Origin of the sequence: Yoonia sp., assembly GCF_965660735.1 — a bacterium.
GTDB lineage: Bacteria > Pseudomonadota > Alphaproteobacteria > Rhodobacterales > Rhodobacteraceae > Yoonia.
Map to the genome: position 1 here is coordinate 1 of NZ_CBFIBD010000051.1, position 15,748 is coordinate 15,748.

The 15,748-nt window shown below is 58.0% G+C and carries 17 protein-coding genes and 1 pseudogene; 9 read left to right on the forward strand and 9 right to left on the reverse strand.

What is annotated here, in order from left to right; all coding sequences use genetic code 11:
• Positions 1–45: 45 nt before the first annotated feature.
• From ACTG4B_RS14165 to ACTG4B_RS14180, 4 genes are read left to right on the forward strand one after another with little or no spacing between them, the layout of a single operon-like run.
• Entirely contained in the window at positions 46–933 is an 888-nt protein-coding gene (locus tag ACTG4B_RS14165) for a MurR/RpiR family transcriptional regulator (RefSeq protein ID WP_439156367.1), read from the forward strand.
• Positions 930–2,018, forward strand: coding sequence for an aromatic ring-hydroxylating oxygenase subunit alpha (locus ACTG4B_RS14170; RefSeq protein WP_439156353.1), 1,089 nt, complete (start codon positions 930–932; stop codon positions 2,016–2,018). Before ACTG4B_RS14165 ends, ACTG4B_RS14170 begins: the two co-directional genes overlap by 4 nt.
• A 25-nt stretch (positions 2,019–2,043) precedes the next feature.
• On the forward strand, positions 2,044–3,462 hold the full coding sequence (locus ACTG4B_RS14175; protein ID WP_439156368.1) for an aldehyde dehydrogenase family protein: 1,419 nt from the start codon (positions 2,044–2,046) through the stop codon (positions 3,460–3,462).
• Between the two features lie 3 nt (positions 3,463–3,465).
• Positions 3,466–3,855, forward strand: a complete 390-nt coding sequence (locus ACTG4B_RS14180) for a carboxymuconolactone decarboxylase family protein (RefSeq protein WP_439156354.1) — start codon at positions 3,466–3,468, stop codon at positions 3,853–3,855.
• 202 nt (positions 3,856–4,057) lie between these two features.
• Here ACTG4B_RS14180 and ACTG4B_RS14185 read toward each other — a convergent pair.
• Positions 4,058–5,187, reverse strand: a protein-coding gene (locus ACTG4B_RS14185) for an IS3 family transposase (RefSeq protein ID WP_439156355.1) whose coding sequence is annotated in 2 segments (ribosomal slippage) — positions 4,058–4,944 and positions 4,944–5,187 — 1,131 coding nt in all. Because the reading frame shifts where the segments join, the coding sequence is not laid out codon by codon here.
• Positions 5,188–5,256: 69 nt separating this feature from the next.
• Between ACTG4B_RS14185 and ACTG4B_RS14190 the strand changes: the two genes are divergently transcribed.
• Positions 5,257–5,466 (forward strand): hypothetical protein, encoded by a 210-nt coding sequence (locus ACTG4B_RS14190; protein ID WP_439156356.1) that lies wholly within the window; start codon positions 5,257–5,259, stop codon positions 5,464–5,466.
• Positions 5,467–5,748: 282 nt separating this feature from the next.
• Here the strand turns inward: ACTG4B_RS14190 and ACTG4B_RS14195 are convergent, their stop codons facing one another.
• Complete coding sequence (locus ACTG4B_RS14195) at positions 5,749–6,639, reverse strand: AraC family transcriptional regulator (protein ID WP_439156357.1); 891 nt, start codon at positions 6,637–6,639, stop codon at positions 5,749–5,751.
• A 163-nt stretch (positions 6,640–6,802) separates the two neighbouring features.
• Between ACTG4B_RS14195 and ACTG4B_RS14200 the strand changes: the two genes are divergently transcribed.
• Both ACTG4B_RS14200 and ACTG4B_RS14205 read left to right on the forward strand, forming a co-directional pair.
• Entirely contained in the window at positions 6,803–7,672 is an 870-nt protein-coding gene (locus tag ACTG4B_RS14200) for an SDR family NAD(P)-dependent oxidoreductase (RefSeq protein ID WP_439156358.1), read from the forward strand.
• 10 nt (positions 7,673–7,682) lie between these two features.
• Positions 7,683–8,495, forward strand: coding sequence for an SDR family oxidoreductase (locus ACTG4B_RS14205; RefSeq protein ID WP_439156359.1), 813 nt, complete (start codon positions 7,683–7,685; stop codon positions 8,493–8,495).
• 285 nt (positions 8,496–8,780) lie between these two features.
• On the opposite strand, the pseudogene ACTG4B_RS14210 reads toward ACTG4B_RS14205, so the two are convergent.
• The 3 genes and pseudogenes from ACTG4B_RS14210 to ACTG4B_RS14220 all read right to left on the reverse strand — a co-directional run.
• Positions 8,781–8,987, reverse strand: a pseudogene (locus tag ACTG4B_RS14210) (transposase); the annotation flags it as partial.
• Positions 8,988–9,108: 121 nt separating this feature from the next.
• Positions 9,109–9,858: a YbaY family lipoprotein gene (locus tag ACTG4B_RS14215; protein WP_439156369.1), complete on the reverse strand. Its 750-nt coding sequence runs from the start codon at positions 9,856–9,858 to the stop codon at positions 9,109–9,111.
• 76 nt (positions 9,859–9,934) lie between these two features.
• Positions 9,935–10,507, reverse strand: a complete 573-nt coding sequence (locus tag ACTG4B_RS14220) for a hemerythrin domain-containing protein (protein WP_439156360.1) — start codon at positions 10,505–10,507, stop codon at positions 9,935–9,937.
• A gap of 107 nt (positions 10,508–10,614) precedes the next feature.
• Between ACTG4B_RS14220 and ACTG4B_RS14225 the strand changes: the two genes are divergently transcribed.
• A complete protein-coding gene (locus ACTG4B_RS14225; protein ID WP_439156361.1) occupies positions 10,615–11,676 on the forward strand; it encodes a 3-carboxy-cis,cis-muconate cycloisomerase in 1,062 nt (353 codons plus the stop codon).
• Here the strand turns inward: ACTG4B_RS14225 and pcaG are convergent.
• From pcaG to pobA, 4 genes are read right to left on the reverse strand one after another with little or no spacing between them, the layout of a single operon-like run.
• Positions 11,673–12,275: a protocatechuate 3,4-dioxygenase subunit alpha gene (pcaG, locus tag ACTG4B_RS14230; protein WP_439156362.1), complete on the reverse strand. Its 603-nt coding sequence runs from the start codon at positions 12,273–12,275 to the stop codon at positions 11,673–11,675. The two genes, ACTG4B_RS14225 and pcaG, sit on opposite strands and share 4 nt — an antisense overlap.
• Positions 12,275–12,997 carry a protocatechuate 3,4-dioxygenase subunit beta gene (pcaH, locus tag ACTG4B_RS14235; protein ID WP_439156363.1) on the reverse strand — a complete coding sequence of 241 codons (723 nt, stop codon included), beginning with the start codon at positions 12,995–12,997 and terminating at the stop codon, positions 12,275–12,277. The genes pcaG and pcaH overlap by 1 nt, the downstream gene beginning before the upstream one ends.
• Positions 12,994–13,374, reverse strand: a complete 381-nt coding sequence (gene pcaC / locus ACTG4B_RS14240; RefSeq protein ID WP_439156364.1) for a 4-carboxymuconolactone decarboxylase — start codon at positions 13,372–13,374, stop codon at positions 12,994–12,996. The genes pcaH and pcaC overlap by 4 nt, the downstream gene beginning before the upstream one ends.
• Positions 13,367–14,539, reverse strand: coding sequence for a 4-hydroxybenzoate 3-monooxygenase (pobA, locus tag ACTG4B_RS14245; RefSeq protein WP_439156365.1), 1,173 nt, complete (start codon positions 14,537–14,539; stop codon positions 13,367–13,369). The genes pcaC and pobA overlap by 8 nt, the downstream gene beginning before the upstream one ends.
• A gap of 92 nt (positions 14,540–14,631) precedes the next feature.
• Here pobA and pcaQ point away from each other — a divergent pair, with 92 nt between their 5' ends.
• A complete protein-coding gene (pcaQ, locus tag ACTG4B_RS14250; RefSeq protein ID WP_439156366.1) occupies positions 14,632–15,531 on the forward strand; it encodes a pca operon transcription factor PcaQ in 900 nt (299 codons plus the stop codon).
• Positions 15,532–15,748: the final 217 nt, after the last annotated feature.

A 15,748-nucleotide genomic window follows, 5' to 3' on the forward strand; every position in this document is an offset into this window, starting at 1 on the left:
AAAACATGTGGACAGGCTAAGTGGACGTGTGTACCAATGTCAATCATGAATGGCACAAATGTATCACACAGAGTTTTGGAGCGCCTCACCGAAGAATGGGACGCCTTGACGCCCGAAGCGCAGAAAGCCGCGCGCTACGTGTTGGAAAACCCCAATGACGTTGGGGTTTCGACGGTGCGCGAGATTGCTGAGGCCGCCAAGGTAAAGCCCAACACCTTTGTGCGGATGGCACGGCAGGTCGGCTTTGAAGGCTATGAAGATTTCCGCGCGCCGTTCCGCGAAGCAATCCGCAACGGTGCGGTCAGCTTTCCTGACAGGGCGCGCTGGTTGCAGGACATTCGCAAGTCGGGCGATTTAGGCGGTCTTTATGCCGATATGGTCGAAGGTGCGATCCGCAACCTTGAAGAGACATTCGCGGGCATTGATGCAGAGGCGCTGAAAGCCGCCGCAGAAGCGATCTGGGCCAGCCGGCAGGTCTTTACCCTTGGCGTGGGTGTGAACAATGCGAATGCGCGCAACTTCACCTATCTTGCCTCGACAGGCATGGTTCAGTTCCACGCCATCCCGCGTCCCGGTTCGACCCCGACGGATGATTTGGCTTGGGCCGATAGCCGCGACGTACTGATCGCCATGTCCATGCGCCCCTACCGGACCGAGGTGGTGGCCGCCATTGAGGTCGCGCGGGAACAGGGCATGACCATCATCGGCCTTTCCGACAGCCCCGCCAGCCCGATCATCCGCGCCGCCGACCACGGCTTTGTCGTCGCGGTGGACACACCGCAGTTTTTCCCGTCCTCGGTTTCAACGATTGCCCTGCTTGAAACTTTACTGAGCTTCGTAATCGCGGTGGCCTCAGATGAAATCGTTGAACGGGTCGAGAAATTTCACCATCGCCGCCACCAGCTTGGCATTTATGTGGAGGAATCGGAATGAACACGGTGAGTGAGCCGGTCCGGTCGCTTGATGCACGGTACTATACCGACCCCATGGTTTTTCTCGCTGAGAAAACTGGTGTTCTGGCCCGCACTTGGCAATTTGCGGGTCATGCCAGCCAATTGGCAAACCCGGGCGATTATTTTGCCTTCGAGATTGCAGATGAAAGCCTGTTTTGCATCAAGGGCCGCGACGGGATCATCCGTACTTTCTACAACGTCTGCCAGCATCGCGCCCATCAACTGGTCAGCGGCGCAGGCAGCACTCGCGTTGTCGTCTGCCCGTATCATGCCTGGACTTACGAGTTGACGGGAGGGCTGCGTGCGGCGCCCAACACCAAGTCCGTCGAAGGTTTCGATAAATCAAAGATCTGCCTGACCGAAATACAGACGGAGGTCTTTCTGGGCTTTGTCTTTGTCAACCTTGATCCTGACGCCGCGCCGATGGATGTGTGGTTTCCCAATGCCCGGTCCGAGATGGAAAGCTTTGTGCCGCATTGGGCCGAATTGAAGCCACTCGAATGGGTGGAGATACCTGAAAACTGCAACTGGAAAGTCTCGGTCGAGAATTATTCCGAGTGCTATCACTGCAGCCTGAACCACCCAACTTTTTCGACTGGTGTGATCAAGCCCGAAACGTATGATATCCAGCCGCAGGGTTATTGCCTGCGCCACACGACTGAGTCCGGCCCGCTTGATCAGATGAGCTATGATATCAACAGTGGGTTCGCAAACAACGACAAATATTCCAGCTGGTTCCTCTGGCCGATGTTCTCGTTTCAGGTCTACCCCGGCAACCTTTTGAACACCTACCACTGGCGCGCGATAGATGCCGATCACGTCGTGGTCTGGCGCGGCTGGTATTCGGTCGGCGGGTATGATGATGAAACCGTGCGGCGCCTGGCGCAGCAGGACCGCGCCACCACTGTCGAGGAAGATATTCATCTGGTCGAAAGCGTGCAGCGCGGACTCAGGTCCCGTGGGTATGTGCCGGGGCCCTTGGTCGTTGATCCAAAATGTGGCGTGAATTCCGAACACTCCATCCTGCATTTGCAACGCTGGATGCGCGAGGCGATCGATGGCTGAGATCCAACCCTACTGGAAGAACTAAATCGACGGCGCTTGGTGCGACGGTGGGGCAGGGCGCATTGACGTGCTTGATCCTGCAACAGGCACGGTTCTCGCTGCTCAGGCACTTGCCGATGCCGCCGACGTGGACCAGGCCGTGCAGGCTGCGCGGCGGGTCCATCATTCGGGCGCATTGCGCGATATGCGCCCCATCGAACGGGGCCGTCTGGTGCAGGCCATGGGCCGCTATCTGTTGGAGCACAAGGACGAGATCGCCCGTGTTCTCACGCTGGAGCAGGGCAAACCGCTTTGGGAAAGCGTGATCGAGGTCGAAGGTGCAGCACTTTACTTCGAATACTACGGCAATCAGGCCAGTACGGTCGAGGGGCGTTCGATTCCACTGGGTGCGGGGTATTTCGACTGGACAGAACATGAGCCGCTCGGTGTTTCGGCCCAGATCATCCCTTGGAACTACCCGCTTGAGATGACGGCGCGATCCCTGTCGGCGGCGCTCGCCACAGGAAATGCCTGCGTGATCAAAACGCCCGAGTTGACGCCTCTGACCAACGCATGGTTCGCCCATGCAGCCGAGGCGGTGGGCTTGCCCCACGGTGCGGTCAATATCCTGTGCGGATTGGGGCAGGAGGCGGGCGCAGCCCTGTCGGCGCACCCCCAATTGAACCAGATAGTCTTTACCGGGTCTGTTCGGACAGGCATCGCCATTGCTACGGCGGCTGCTGGAAACGTGGTGCCTTGCGTGTTGGAGCTGGGCGGCAAATCAGCCGCGATTGTGCACGAAGATGCCGACTTGGACGCGTTCGAGATTGATATCAGATGGGGCATCTATTTCAACGCAGGCCAAGTCTGTTCCGCGATGTCCCGCGTGATTGTGCATGAAAGCCGCCACGCCGAAATGCTCGAGCGCGCAGAGCGTGTCGCTCGCAGCCTCTCGGTCGGCCCTGGTATCGAGCGCAGTGAATTCGGCGCCAACATGGGGGCCATGGTGTCAGAATCACAACGCGATCGCGCGCTTGAAATGGTCAAAACAGCCCAAGCGCAACATGCAGGGCTGATCACGGGTGGCCACGCGTTAAATCGCAAAGGCGCGTTCATGGAGCCTACGGTGCTGTCGGTCACACCGGACATGGACATCGCGCAGCAAGAAGTCTTTGGCCCCGTCCTGTCAGTGATGCCGTTCCGCACCGATACGCAGGCGATCGAAATCGCCAACAGCACGGATTACGGGTTGGTCGCGGGTGTCTTTACCGCCGATCTGGATCGCGCCACCCGTGCCGCGCGGCACTTGCGAGCGGGGCAGGTTTTTGTCAACGAATGGTATGCAGGCGGCGTCGAGACGCCCTTTGGTGGCTACGGCAAATCCGGCTATGGCCGGGAAAAGGGGCGCGAGGCGCTTTGGAATTACGTGCAAACCAAGAACGTCGCCGTCAGGCTGAAGGGATAATTCATGAGTGCATTTGACGAAGATCTGTTTCTGAAGGGCCTAGAGCAGCGCAAAGCCACTCTGGGTGCAGAATATGTGGAAAAGAACCTTGCCGCCGCAGATGATTTTACCCGTCCGTTCCAAGAGGCAATGACGGCATGGTGCTGGGGGTTCGGATGGGGTGACGATGTGATCGACGCCAAAACCCGGTCCATGATGAATCTGTCGATGATCGGGGCCTTGGGCAAAATGACCGAGTGGGAAACCCACTGCCGTGGCGCATTGACCAACGGCGTCACCCAAGATGAGCTTCGTGCGATCATACATGTCATCGGTATCTACTGTGGTGTCCCTCAAGCACTCGAGTGCTTCAGGGTTGCGCGGAAAGTCCTAAGTGAAGCGCAGCCTGACTGAAGACGCGTCGCAGATGTGCTATTGGTTCGTTGTGTCTTAAGGATAGCGGCCTGCTGTTTCTTATCGAAAAAGACATGATGTCCTTTTCGCACGTCATCCGCGGGTGATGCGGCCTTCAGACGCCGGCGAAGCGGTGGTTGTCCTGACGCGACGCTGGAACATCGTGGACCTGTCACGCTTTCGTGCCGCTCCGATTGCTCACTTATGCAGCCTTCGCTTCGAAAGCCAAGGGGCTCTTCCAGCCAAGGGCTGAGTGCCTTCGGCGTGGATTGTAGAAGCCGTTGATGTATTGGAAGATGGCCAGTTTGGCGTCTCTGCGCGTTTGCCACGACCTTCGCCAGATCAGCTCGGCCTTGATCGTCTTGAAGAACGTCTCGACAGCGGAGTTGTCGTAACAATTGCCTTTGCCGCTCATCGATACCTTGAACCCGTGCTGGCGCAGGAGCTTCTGGTAGTCGTGTGAGCCGTATTGCGACCTGCGATCGGTGTGATGAATACAGCCTTTGGATGGTTGGCGCAGTGCAACCGCCATCTTCAACGCCCGGATCGCCAGGTCGCGCTTCATCCGGTTGCTGACAGCCCAGCCAATAACGCGCCTTGAATGCAGGTCCAGAATGACGGCCAGGTAAAGCCATCCTTCGCGTGTCCAGACATAGCTGATGTCTCCGGCCCATTTCTGGTTCGGTTGATCGGCATGGAAGTCCCGGTTCAGCAGGTTAGGCGCGATGTTAAAGGCGTGGTTGCTGTCGGTGGTCACCTTGTATTTCTTGGATCGTTCGACACGGATACCATTCTCGCGCATCAAACGTCCCACACGACGATGCCCGACGTTCAGACCAAGTTCTTTCAACTCCTCCGTCATTCTCGGCCAGCCATAGCTGCCCAGGCTGAGACGTGATTGTTCCTTGATGTGGGCCAAGACAACCATGTCGGCCCGCTGTCTTTGGCTGGCTGGTCGGCTGCGATAGGCACGTAAGCCTCGTTCGCTGACTTCCAAAACCTGGCAAAGGCGGTTGGTCGGGAATTCGCGGCCTTGCTCTTCGATGAACCGAAACCTCATGGCTTTTGGCTCGCGAAGAAGGCCGTGGCCTTTTTTAGAATATCCCTCTCCTCCTTCAGGATACGGTTCTCACGACGAAGACGTTCGTTCTCGCGGGCAAGGTCCAGATCTTTGTCAGACACAACATCCATGTCGCGATGCGCCGTGACCCATTTGTTCAGCGTCGACAGGCCAACGCCCAAGTCAGATGCCACCTGCTTTCTGGTCAGCCCGCTCATCAGCGCAATCCGCACCGCATCAGCACGGAATTCGTCCCTCCGTTTCGTTCCCATAGTTCGTCTCCTTTGTTGCAGTAAATGCTATCAAAGGAGCGGCATCAAACCGCGACAGGTCCACACACGGTGGGAACCGTACCCTTGGTGCTGGCAGGGGCATCGCTTTTTGGCGTTCCAGATGTGCTGATCGGGCAAGCATTGGCTGGCGTGATCTTCGCCGGCATTGCCACTGTGATGGTACGGCGGATGATGGACGGCGAGGCTGGTTGCGCGACACCTGCAGAGCCTTTTGAACGGCAGGCGCGGTTGATGAGCCTCATGCACCGCCGCCGGTGAACCGATGAATAGAGTGACGGCGACAAAGGCCTTCTTTTCAGCCGCGAGCTGTTTGTGCCAGGTGTATCGAGGCCACCTTTAAATGGCCCCTCGACAGTCCTTTTCGGACGTCGGTTTGTATTGCAGCATTCGGTAGTTTGAGATGTACCGGCTGCTTCACCCAGCGGGTTAGGCTGGGCCTATACTGCATATAGGAGAAGTAGCAGGTACATCCCATTACCTGCTAAGATTGCAGTCGCAGCATACGCACATCAGAAGACATGCCTTAAGCTATAAAATGGATCACGCGATTGCCACGAGCTCTCGGTCATTCCTGGGCGACCGGCCGAATTTGCGGGAATACTCCCTAGAAAACTGCGCCGAGCTTTCGTAGCCGACTCGGAATGCGATCTCCGACACTTTTGCGTTGGAGGTTTGGAGGGCTTCCCGCGCTCTGAGCAGGCGGAGGTCTTTTTGATATTGCAGCGGTGACGTACCGGTCACGGCCTTGAATTGCTCAAAAAAGACTGAGTTGCTCATGCCGACGTCCCGGGCAAGGTCCTTGACGACGATCGTTTTGGTGAGGTGGCTCTGGATGTCCCGCGTAGCCTGAAAGATGCGGCTGGCGGTGCTTTCGTGCCAAAGCAATCTGTGCAGCGTATCGCCGTGGGGGCCCATCAACAATCGGGCGTGGATTTCCCTTACGGTAATAGGGGCCAACAGACGCCGTGCCGCGTCTGTTTCGCACTGGCTGTAGTAGCGCAGCAGAGCGGCGTCGATTTCTTCATCCGTCTTGCACAGATGTATTGAAAACGGGTCCGACGGCCTGCCGTCTGCTGAAGGCAAGACAGCAGGTGCCAAAGAGCGGAGCAGATCAAGATCAAGGGGAAAGACAACCGCGATGTATGGGGTCTCGGGCGCTGCATCAGTAATCCTCGATAACACCGGCAAGGCGTGACTGACAATCAGGGATTGCCCAGCACGTACCGTCAATGTCTTGGCGCTTGTACCTACGTCCTTGGCGCCCTGCAGGATGAGGCAGAGCAGCGGGCGATAGACGGTTGCGTTCTGGCCTGTAGGGGCTTCGTGGCGCAGCAAATGAGTCCCGCTGTCCCCATGAAACAGCGCGCCCTGCCGCAATCCCGATTGGTCAAGGATCGACGACACGCGGTGCAGAAGTGTTTCATGTTTCATGATCTTCTCCCTTGTTCTGCCAGAGCCATAGCATGGCAAAGCGCACGATTTTACTGAAAATCACCATGACTTGGAGGATCGTGCAAGAAAACCGGACAAATCTGAAAGATTTCCACGCATTCTCTGAATATCGTGTTCAAATCGACATGAAGGGGTGACAAAGATGAAAAACGTTCTGATCACCGGCATCGCAGGTGGCTTCGGCAAGCCAACGGCGCTGGCGCTTCTGGCAAGGGGTCATGCTGTCGCCGGGAGTGTCCGCAGTCGCAGCGGGAGGAATGCCGCGACCGTTGCTGAACTCGAAGCGGCAGGCGCAAGGATTGTCGAAATGGACGTCACTGACGCTGCGAGCACCGAGCGCGGTGTCATCGATGCGATCTCGCAACTCGGCGGGCTCGACATCTTGTTCAACAACGCCGGGATCGGCTCCTACGGCATCCAGGAGCTGATGTCGCCAGAGGACATGGCGCGGGTTTTCGACGTGAATGTGATCGGCGTTCAGCGGGTCATGCGCGCTGCACTTCCGCATCTCCGAGCGCAAGCCAGCGGAACAGTGCTCTATACCTCCAGCCTGATCGGACGCATCGCGACCCCGTTCTACGGCACCTATTCTGCATCGAAATGGGCCCTTGAAGCCATCGTCGAATGCTATCGGACCGAGCTTTCGGGCTTCGGCATCGAGTCTTGCATCATCGAACCCGGGGCCATGCCGACAGCGTTTTTCGACGGGTTGATCGCACCCAACGATGCTGCGCGCGAGGCCGAATACGGTGACTTCGCCACTGTGCCCGCCATGTCCAATGCAGGGCTGGCACAGATGCTCGAAGCGACACCGATGCAGCGGCCTGAGCGGATCTCCGAAGCCGTCGTCGCACTTCTGGACATGCCGTTTGGGCAAAAGCCTTTTCGCACGGTCGTAGACTATGTCGGGGTGGGCCCTGAAATCGAGCGCTACAACGACGTGCTCCATGACGTCACCCGCACAGTCCTGACCAACTTCGGCATCGAACAGATGCTCGGCTTGAATGCTTGAGGAGGCAAATATGAAAACCATACTAATCACAGGGGCCTCATCCGGCATCGGTGAAGCAACGGCGCGGCACTTTCAGGCAAACGACTGGAATGTGATCGCGACAATGCGCGACCCTTCCAACGGGAGCGCGCTTGGCAGTCTGGACAACGTGCTCGTGACGCGGCTGGATGTCACCGATGCGGCGTCGATCACGGCGGCAGTTGCAGCGGGCATCGACCGTTTCGGCAAGGTCGACGTGTTGCTCAATAACGCGGGCTACGGCGCCTACGGTGCACTTGAGGCGTTCACGATGGACCGGATCCGCCGCCAATTCGACACCAATGTGATCGGACTTCTGGAGGTGACCAAAGCCGTTCTGCCCCATATGCGCCAGAACCGGACGGGCACAATCATCAATATCTCTTCCATCGGCGGCCAGATCACCTTTCCCCTCGGAACACTGTATCACGGCACCAAGTTCGCAGTCGAAGGCCTCTCAGAGGCGCTGCATTTTGAGCTTGAACCGCTTGGCATTCGGGTTCGGATCGTGGAACCTGGCATGATCAGGACGAACTTCGGCGGCAGTTCATTTGATTTCGCGATGGATGAAGGCCTTTCGGACTATGCGCCGACCGCCCAGGCCATGGGCCGCCTGTTTGGCAAGCTGGCCTCAAATCCCTCCGCGCCCGAAACGGTGGCCGAGGTCATCTGGAATGCCGCAAATGAGACCGGCGACAGGCTGCGCTTCCGTGCGGGAGAGGATGCGGAGAGGCTGTTGGACGCACGAAAAGGCCAGGATGATGCGACTTTCATCAGCGGTATCAAAAAAATGATGAGCGGCTGAGCCAATGTCGTCCTGGTCCCACACAGCAGACCTCGGGCATTGACGCGGCGAACCTTACATATCAGGGCGATAACGAAGAGTATCCGATCTTCTGTGTAACTGGGATTTGGTCCATGCTTCCTGAGAGGAGCAATGAAGATGACCATTTCCAAGGAACTGCTGGACGAACTTCTGAAAGGCTGCGAGCGGCCTGAGGATCTGCTTGGCGATGCCGGGTCTGAGCTTTCTTGCCAAAAAATCGTTGGCGACGGCCAACTCCCCGATCTTGGCATGGAGGTCTTTGACCTGCTCTTCATCAACTTCCGGTGCCTTCCGGCAGCCACGCTCAAATACGCCTGACGCGCCTTCAAGCAAGGCACGCTTCCATTGATGGATCATCGTTGGAAGGACACCAAACCGACTGGCCAACTCACTGACCGTCTCCTCGCCCTTCAGCGCCTCCAACGCGACCTTGGCCTTAAACTCTGGGTGATGTTGCTTTCGTTTCGACATGTCCGATCTCCTTCGTGTTGAAGATCAGCAGACTACAAATCGCAGCTTACGTCAGTGTCCGAATTTCGGGGGTAACTCAGTGAGAGACCACTTGCCCAACCGTTTTTGGAGGACACGGTCGCTACGCAGGCCGCTCGGCGAAATGCATTATAACAACGCCATTGGCATCCATCATCACAAGACCGGTCAAATAACACACATAGCTGGACACGCGTGGCAAGGCGTCCAATACGCGCCTTTCCAGCCTCTCAACCTCATCAGGGCAAGCCATCATCGTTCCGGCAAAATTCGCAGGGAATGAAATTTCGCCATCAATCTGGAACAATTCCCCGATGAAGCGATTACAGCCACCGAAGAGTGCAAAGTTCCTTTCATCGTCAATTATGAGGGTCGCCGGGTCATTGTTTGACCATGGCTCCCCAGCGACCTCGGTGATCGCCCATTCTACCCCTGTAGTGCGCGGTGAAGTCGGGGATGCTGCGTCAGCTTCGCCAACCGCAGCGAGGATCATCTCTGATGTCGCGTTCTCGGAACCCAAGACGGGATCATATCTTTCAGTGCTTTGGAAAATGCGGACATGGCCAGACCAGATTGATGCGGCCAGCGAATAGACGCCTTCCGGCGCAATAAGGTCCGCATCATATTGCAGTGCAACTTGCAAAGGCACGCCCGTCATCAGATATCGCTGAAATGCAAGCGGCCTGGCTGCTGCATCGGCGCGTGAAACATCAAGTAATTGCAAATGAAGCTCGGCAAGAGGTGGCAGCGCGATACGCTCGCGATATGTGACTGTCACGTCGATGGTCGCCTGCGCATAGGCCTGACCAAGGGGTAAGATGAAACAAAGTTTTCGCCATTGAGCCAGCTTCAGCCAAGGGTCTGGCTTTCCTGGTCTGCTTCAATGTGCGCTGCGTGAACGCCGAATTACCTGGCAGACCCCGTGCCGGTCAGCGGAATTGCGCGGGGGCGTATTTCAACAGGACCGGCACGACCAATTCCTCTTCGTCAATCAGGTGCCGATTCAACATTGGGTCGAAATCCCGCAACTGCCCCCGAAAGGCGGCGACCTTGTCGCGGAACGCATTCTTGCCTTCCCGGTCTTGCAACACCGCGTTTGCCCCGTTGGTCAGCCCCGCCAGTATCCCATCAAGAGCGTGATGATCCTTGTCCAGCAAGTCAAACCCGGCGGACACCTTTTGATCAAGCCCTGCCATGACGGGAAAATAATGCGCATCCTCGATCTGGTGGTGCCCATGCAGTTCGTTGATCAGCATCCCCCCGAACCGCGACAGCGCCTGTTTGTAGCGCATCGGATCGGCGTTGCGATCCAGCGCCAGTTCCGCGTCGGCATTCATGCGTTCCATCAGGCGGCGAAAAGACAAGTGCTTTTGCAGCCAGAAATCAATCAGCCCGGAAAAATTCTGGTGCTGTTGCCATGCATCGCGCGGGAATTCTTCGACCAGGACGCGCAGCGCATCAGGCAGCGCCTGTCGTGTGGCAAGATCAAGGGGTGTGGTCATTGGGGCACCTGTTGTTTTACCTTGTCTTATAGAAAACCACCAATTGCTGAAAGGGGACGGGCCGAACAGCAATTGTGCGTCCCTGCAAAATCAGCCAGCATGGCCACATGACAGATACCTTTGCACAATCCGACGTCTTTGGTGACCTGCTGCGCGATGCGGCTGTTGCCGATCTGTTGTCAGGCGCGGCATTCACCGCACGCATGGTCAGTTTCGAACAGGCTTGGACGATTGCTTTGCGCGATGCGGTGATTGTCGATGTGCAAACGGCCCAAGTGGCGCTGGATGCCATTGCGGATTTCATACCGGATATCGCCGATCTGGGTGCGGGCAGTGACCGCGACGGTCTGCCGGTGCCCGCTTTGGTCAGACAGCTTCAGGCGGCGGCGGGTGACGGGGCCATCGCCATTCACAAGGGTGCGACCAGTCAGGATGTGATCGACACGGCGATCGTGCTTTGTCTGCTGGATGTGCTTGATCTGATGGAAACCCGGCTTGGGGATATCGTGGCGCATCTGACACGCCTGAAAAGCGCGCATGGCGCAAAGCCGCTGATGGGCCGGACCCGGATGCAAGCGGCCAACCCGATGACCACGGGTGACCGGATTGCCGCATGGACCGCGCCCGTCACGGGTGCGCTGGCACGGTTGCCTGCCCTGCGCGCCGAGATCGGCAAGCTCCAGTATGGCGGCGCTGTCGGAAACCGGGCAGGGGTCGGCGGGCATGGCGCGGTCATCGCCGCATCGCTGGGCCGCACGCTGGGCCTGTCACATGACGGGCCGGTCTGGCACAACGACCGGTCGGGGTTTGTCAGTTTCGGGCACTGGCTGGTGCTGGCCAGTGGGGCGCTTGCGAAAATCGGACACGATATTGCCCTGATGGCACAACAGGGGATCGGCGAAATCACCCTGAAAGGTGGCGGCGGCAGTTCCGCCATGCCGCACAAGCAAAACCCGATCAAGGCCGAAGTGTTGGTGGCGCTGGCCCGCTATGTGGCAGGCCAACAAGGCACCTTGGGTGGTGCATTGATCCACGAACAGGAACGATCAGGCAGCGCCTGGACACTTGAATGGCTGGTGTTGCCGCAAATGGCCGAGGCGACCGGCGCAAGCCTGCGGCATGCCGCGGATTTACTTGACCAGATCACGGATATGGGATCGGCCGCCTAGATATCAAAGAATATCGTCTCGCCTTCGCCCTGTAGCACGATGTCGAAATGATAGGCGCCTTTGCCCGTCTTGCGCGCCAAAAGCGTGTCGATGCGGCTACGGTGTTCTATCCGCTTCAGGATCGGATCGCCCGCGTTCGCATCCGGTTCATCCTCAAAATACATCCGTGTCTGCAGGCCAATATTGACGCCGCGTGCCACGATCCAGAAGGTGATGTGCGGTGCCTGCAAACTGCCGTCGCGCCACGGCACCTGCCCCGGTTTTACCGTGTCAAAGGTGAACTGACCTGTTTCCGCATCGCCCGCCGTGCGCCCCCACCCGGTGAAATTCGGGTCCGCCTGACCGCGCGTTTCATTCCTTGCGGGAAATATCCCGTCGGCATCTGCCTGCCATATCTCGATCAAGGCATCGCGCAGCGGTGTTCCCGCACCATCGAACACCGTGCCGGTCACGGTGATTTCCTGCCCGTTGACGGGACCACGCTTCAGCGACGCGCCAAGATCGCCGTCATACATGCTGATCCCGGCAAAATTCGGCGTGCAGCCAATATGCACATAGGGGCCTGCGGTCTGTGACGGGCTTTCCTTGTGGTATGTCATTAGCTTCCCTCTTGGCGGTTTTCGAACATGGTCTGGCGGGCACCGCGCAGAACGATATCGAACCGGTAGGCACGCGCATCCATCGGAATGGTCTGGTTCATGTCCAGTCTGGCAATCAGCGTCTCGATCGCCTCTGGCTGTGAAATGGAACCAACGATAGGGCACTGCCAGATCATCGGGTCGCCATCGAAATACATCTGCGTGATCAGGCGCTGGGCAAAGGCATGCCCGAATACGCTGAAATGGATATGCGCGGGCCGCCAGTCATTGGGGCCATTGGGCCATGGGTAGGGGCCGGGCTGGATCGTGCGGAATTCGTAATTGCCCTGCTCATCGGTAATCACACGCCCGCAGCCGCCGAAATTCGGGTCCAGCGGCGCAAGGTAGCTTTCCTTTTTATGGCGATAACGGCCTCCGGCATTGGCCTGCCACACCTCGACCAGCGCGCCGGGCACACCGCGCCCCAATTCATCCAGCACACGGCCCTGCACGATGATGCGCGGACCAATCGCCATTTCGCCCGGCTGCGCAAAGTTCAGGATCAGGTCGTTATCCAGCGGGCCCAGCATATCATGGCCGAACACCGGCCCGGTTTCTTCGCCTAATGACGTCGGAAACGACAGCGGCGCGAATTGCGGTGAGCGTTTGACGCTGGTCTTATAGGGGCGATGCAGCGCGGGCGGGTGCCAGTCGCGGTCGCGGCGGATGAAACCCTGGGTCACGGTTGTGCCTCCATTTCGGCATAGGTTTGTTTGGCCAGCTTAATCGCATGATTGGCCTTTGGCACCCCGGCATAGACAGCCACATGCAGCAGCGCCTGCATGACGTCATCCTTGCTGGCCCCTGTGTTGGCGGTGGCGCGAATGTGCATCGGGATTTCGTCAAAATTGCCCGTGGCGGCCAGCAATGCCAGCGTCAGCATCGATCTTTCACGGCGGCTGATACTGTCATCGGCCCACAGATTACCCCAGGCCGTTTCGGTAATCATCTGCTGGAATGGCAGATCAAACGCGGTTTTAGCCGCTTCGGCCCGGTCGACATGCGCATCGCCCAGAACCTCGCGTCGGACGCGCATACCTGTTGTCGTACGATCAGTCATAGGGCAAGCCCACATAGTTTTCGGCCATCGCCTTTTGTGCTGCATCATTGGACCGCAGGAATTCAAGTTCGGCCCACTGCATTTTCTGGTCGAAATCGGTCTGATCGGGATAGCGATGCATCAGCGATGAAAACCACCAACTGAAACGCTCTACCTTCCACACACGTGCAAGCGCCTTTTCCGAATAGCCATCTATCCCGGCGGTGCTGCCGTTTTCATAGAAATCGGTCAGTCCCCGGAACAGATAATTCACATCCGACGCCGCAGTGTTCAGCCCCTTTGCCCCGGTTGGCGGCACGATATGCGCGGCATCACCACACAGGAACAACCGGCCCCAGCGCATCGGTTCCGTCACGAACGACCGCAGCGGCGCGATGCTTTTCTCGATCGACGGCCCGGTGACAAGTTTCGCGGCCTGATCGGCGGGAATGCGGCGCTTCAGCTCTGCCCAGAACGCATCATCTGACCAATCCTCGGCCTTTTCGTCCAGCGAACACTGGATGTAATAGCGGCTCAGGTTTTCATTGCGCATGGAACACAAGGCAAAGCCGCGCTCGGACGTGGCATAGATCAATTCGTGGTTAACAGGCGGCGTTTCCGACAGGATGCCCAGCCACCCGAAGGGATAGACCTTTTCATATTCGCGACGCACATCGGTAGGGATCGTGTGACGGCTGATACCATGAAACCCATCGCAGCCGGCGACAAAGTCACAATCAATCCGGCGGCTTTCGCCATCAACCTCATAGGTGACATAGGGGGCATCACGATCCGCGTCATGAATCCTGACGTTTTCCACGTTGAATTCGATCTTTCCGCCGGATTTTTCCCGCGCTTCATACAGATCGCGCGTCACCTCTGTCTGGCCATAAACCATGACCGCGTGACCGGTATGTTCCGTGAACCCAATGCGGAACATCTCATCGCCATGAGAAATCAGGGTGCCGTTGTGGGGAATGCCCTCTTTGTCCATCCGCTCTGCCACGCCCGCCTCGCGCATCAGGTCCAGTAGGCCACGTTCCAGCACGCCCGCGCGGATCCGGCCCAGCACATAGTCCTTGGTCTTGCGTTCCAGCACGACGCTGTCGATGCCCCGACCCTGCAAAAGCTGCGCCAGCAATAGCCCCGACGGCCCGCCGCCAATAATCACGATCTGCGTTTGCATGACATTTTCCACCCTCCAAGAACTATCGCACATTCCCAAACGGCATGTAAAATGACATAATTTGCTGAATACTTATCCATTATGGAAAGCAAATGAACCGCCGCATCAAGATCCGCCACCTTGAAACCTTCATCGGCATCGCCCGCGCGGGCAGCCTGAAACTGGCGGCAGATACGCTGAACCTGACGCAGCCAGCGGTGTCGAAAACGCTCAAGGAACTGGAAACGATCCTTGCCACCACCTTGATGGACCGTGGGCGCGCCGGGGTGCAACTGCGGCCCGAAGGCGCGGTTTTCCTGCAATTTGCGGAACAAAGCATCGGCGCGCTGCAAAACGGGCTGACCAGTCTCGCCAACCTTGGGGCAACCGGTGGCGTGCTGCACATCGGCGCACTGCCCAGTGTCGCGCCCCTGTTGGTGCCAAGGGCGGTTGAGATATTCCGTGCCGGATCGCCGGGCACCGTGCTACATATCCGCGAAGGGTCGCACGCCTATCTGACAGATCACTTGCGCAACGGCGCGCTTGACCTTGTGGTGGGGCGGCTGGGCCGACCGGACAGTATGACGGGCCTATCGTTCACCCAGCTTCGCGAAGAAACAGTCGTCATCGTCGCGGCACCCGGACATCCGCTTGCAGGGGCCGTCCAGCTAGACCAGATCCGGGGATATCCCGTGCTTTACCCCCCAAAAGATGCCGCAATCCGCCCGCTTGTGGCGCGTCTGATGATCGCCAGCGGGCAGGCGCTGTTCAGCGACCGGATCGAAACCACCTCTGCCGCCTTCGCACGGACGGTGACCCTTGGCCCAGCACAGGCGGTCTGGTTCATTTCAGAAGGGGTCGTGGCTGACGACATCGCGCAGGGGCGGCTGGTGCCGCTGAACATCAACATGGAACCCACGACGGGCGCAGTCGGCATCATGGCCCGATCGGAAGAAACACCATCGCCGGTTGCACAGCTGTTCCGCAAGGCGCTGCTGGACGCGATTACATGACAGATTTCAAATCGAATCAAAAAACAGCAATAAAATTACGTTTTTCATTCTTTTTGCGACATTTTCCCTATGCGGTGCGGTTGACGGGGTGGGCGCCTGTGCTTAGAAGGGGTCTCAGCAAGGAAAGCTTTTGATGACATATGTCGTACTACTTGTAGGAAATGCGCGCATGGGCCTTTGACAGGGTTGACCATCACGATCCCATGCGCCTCCGATC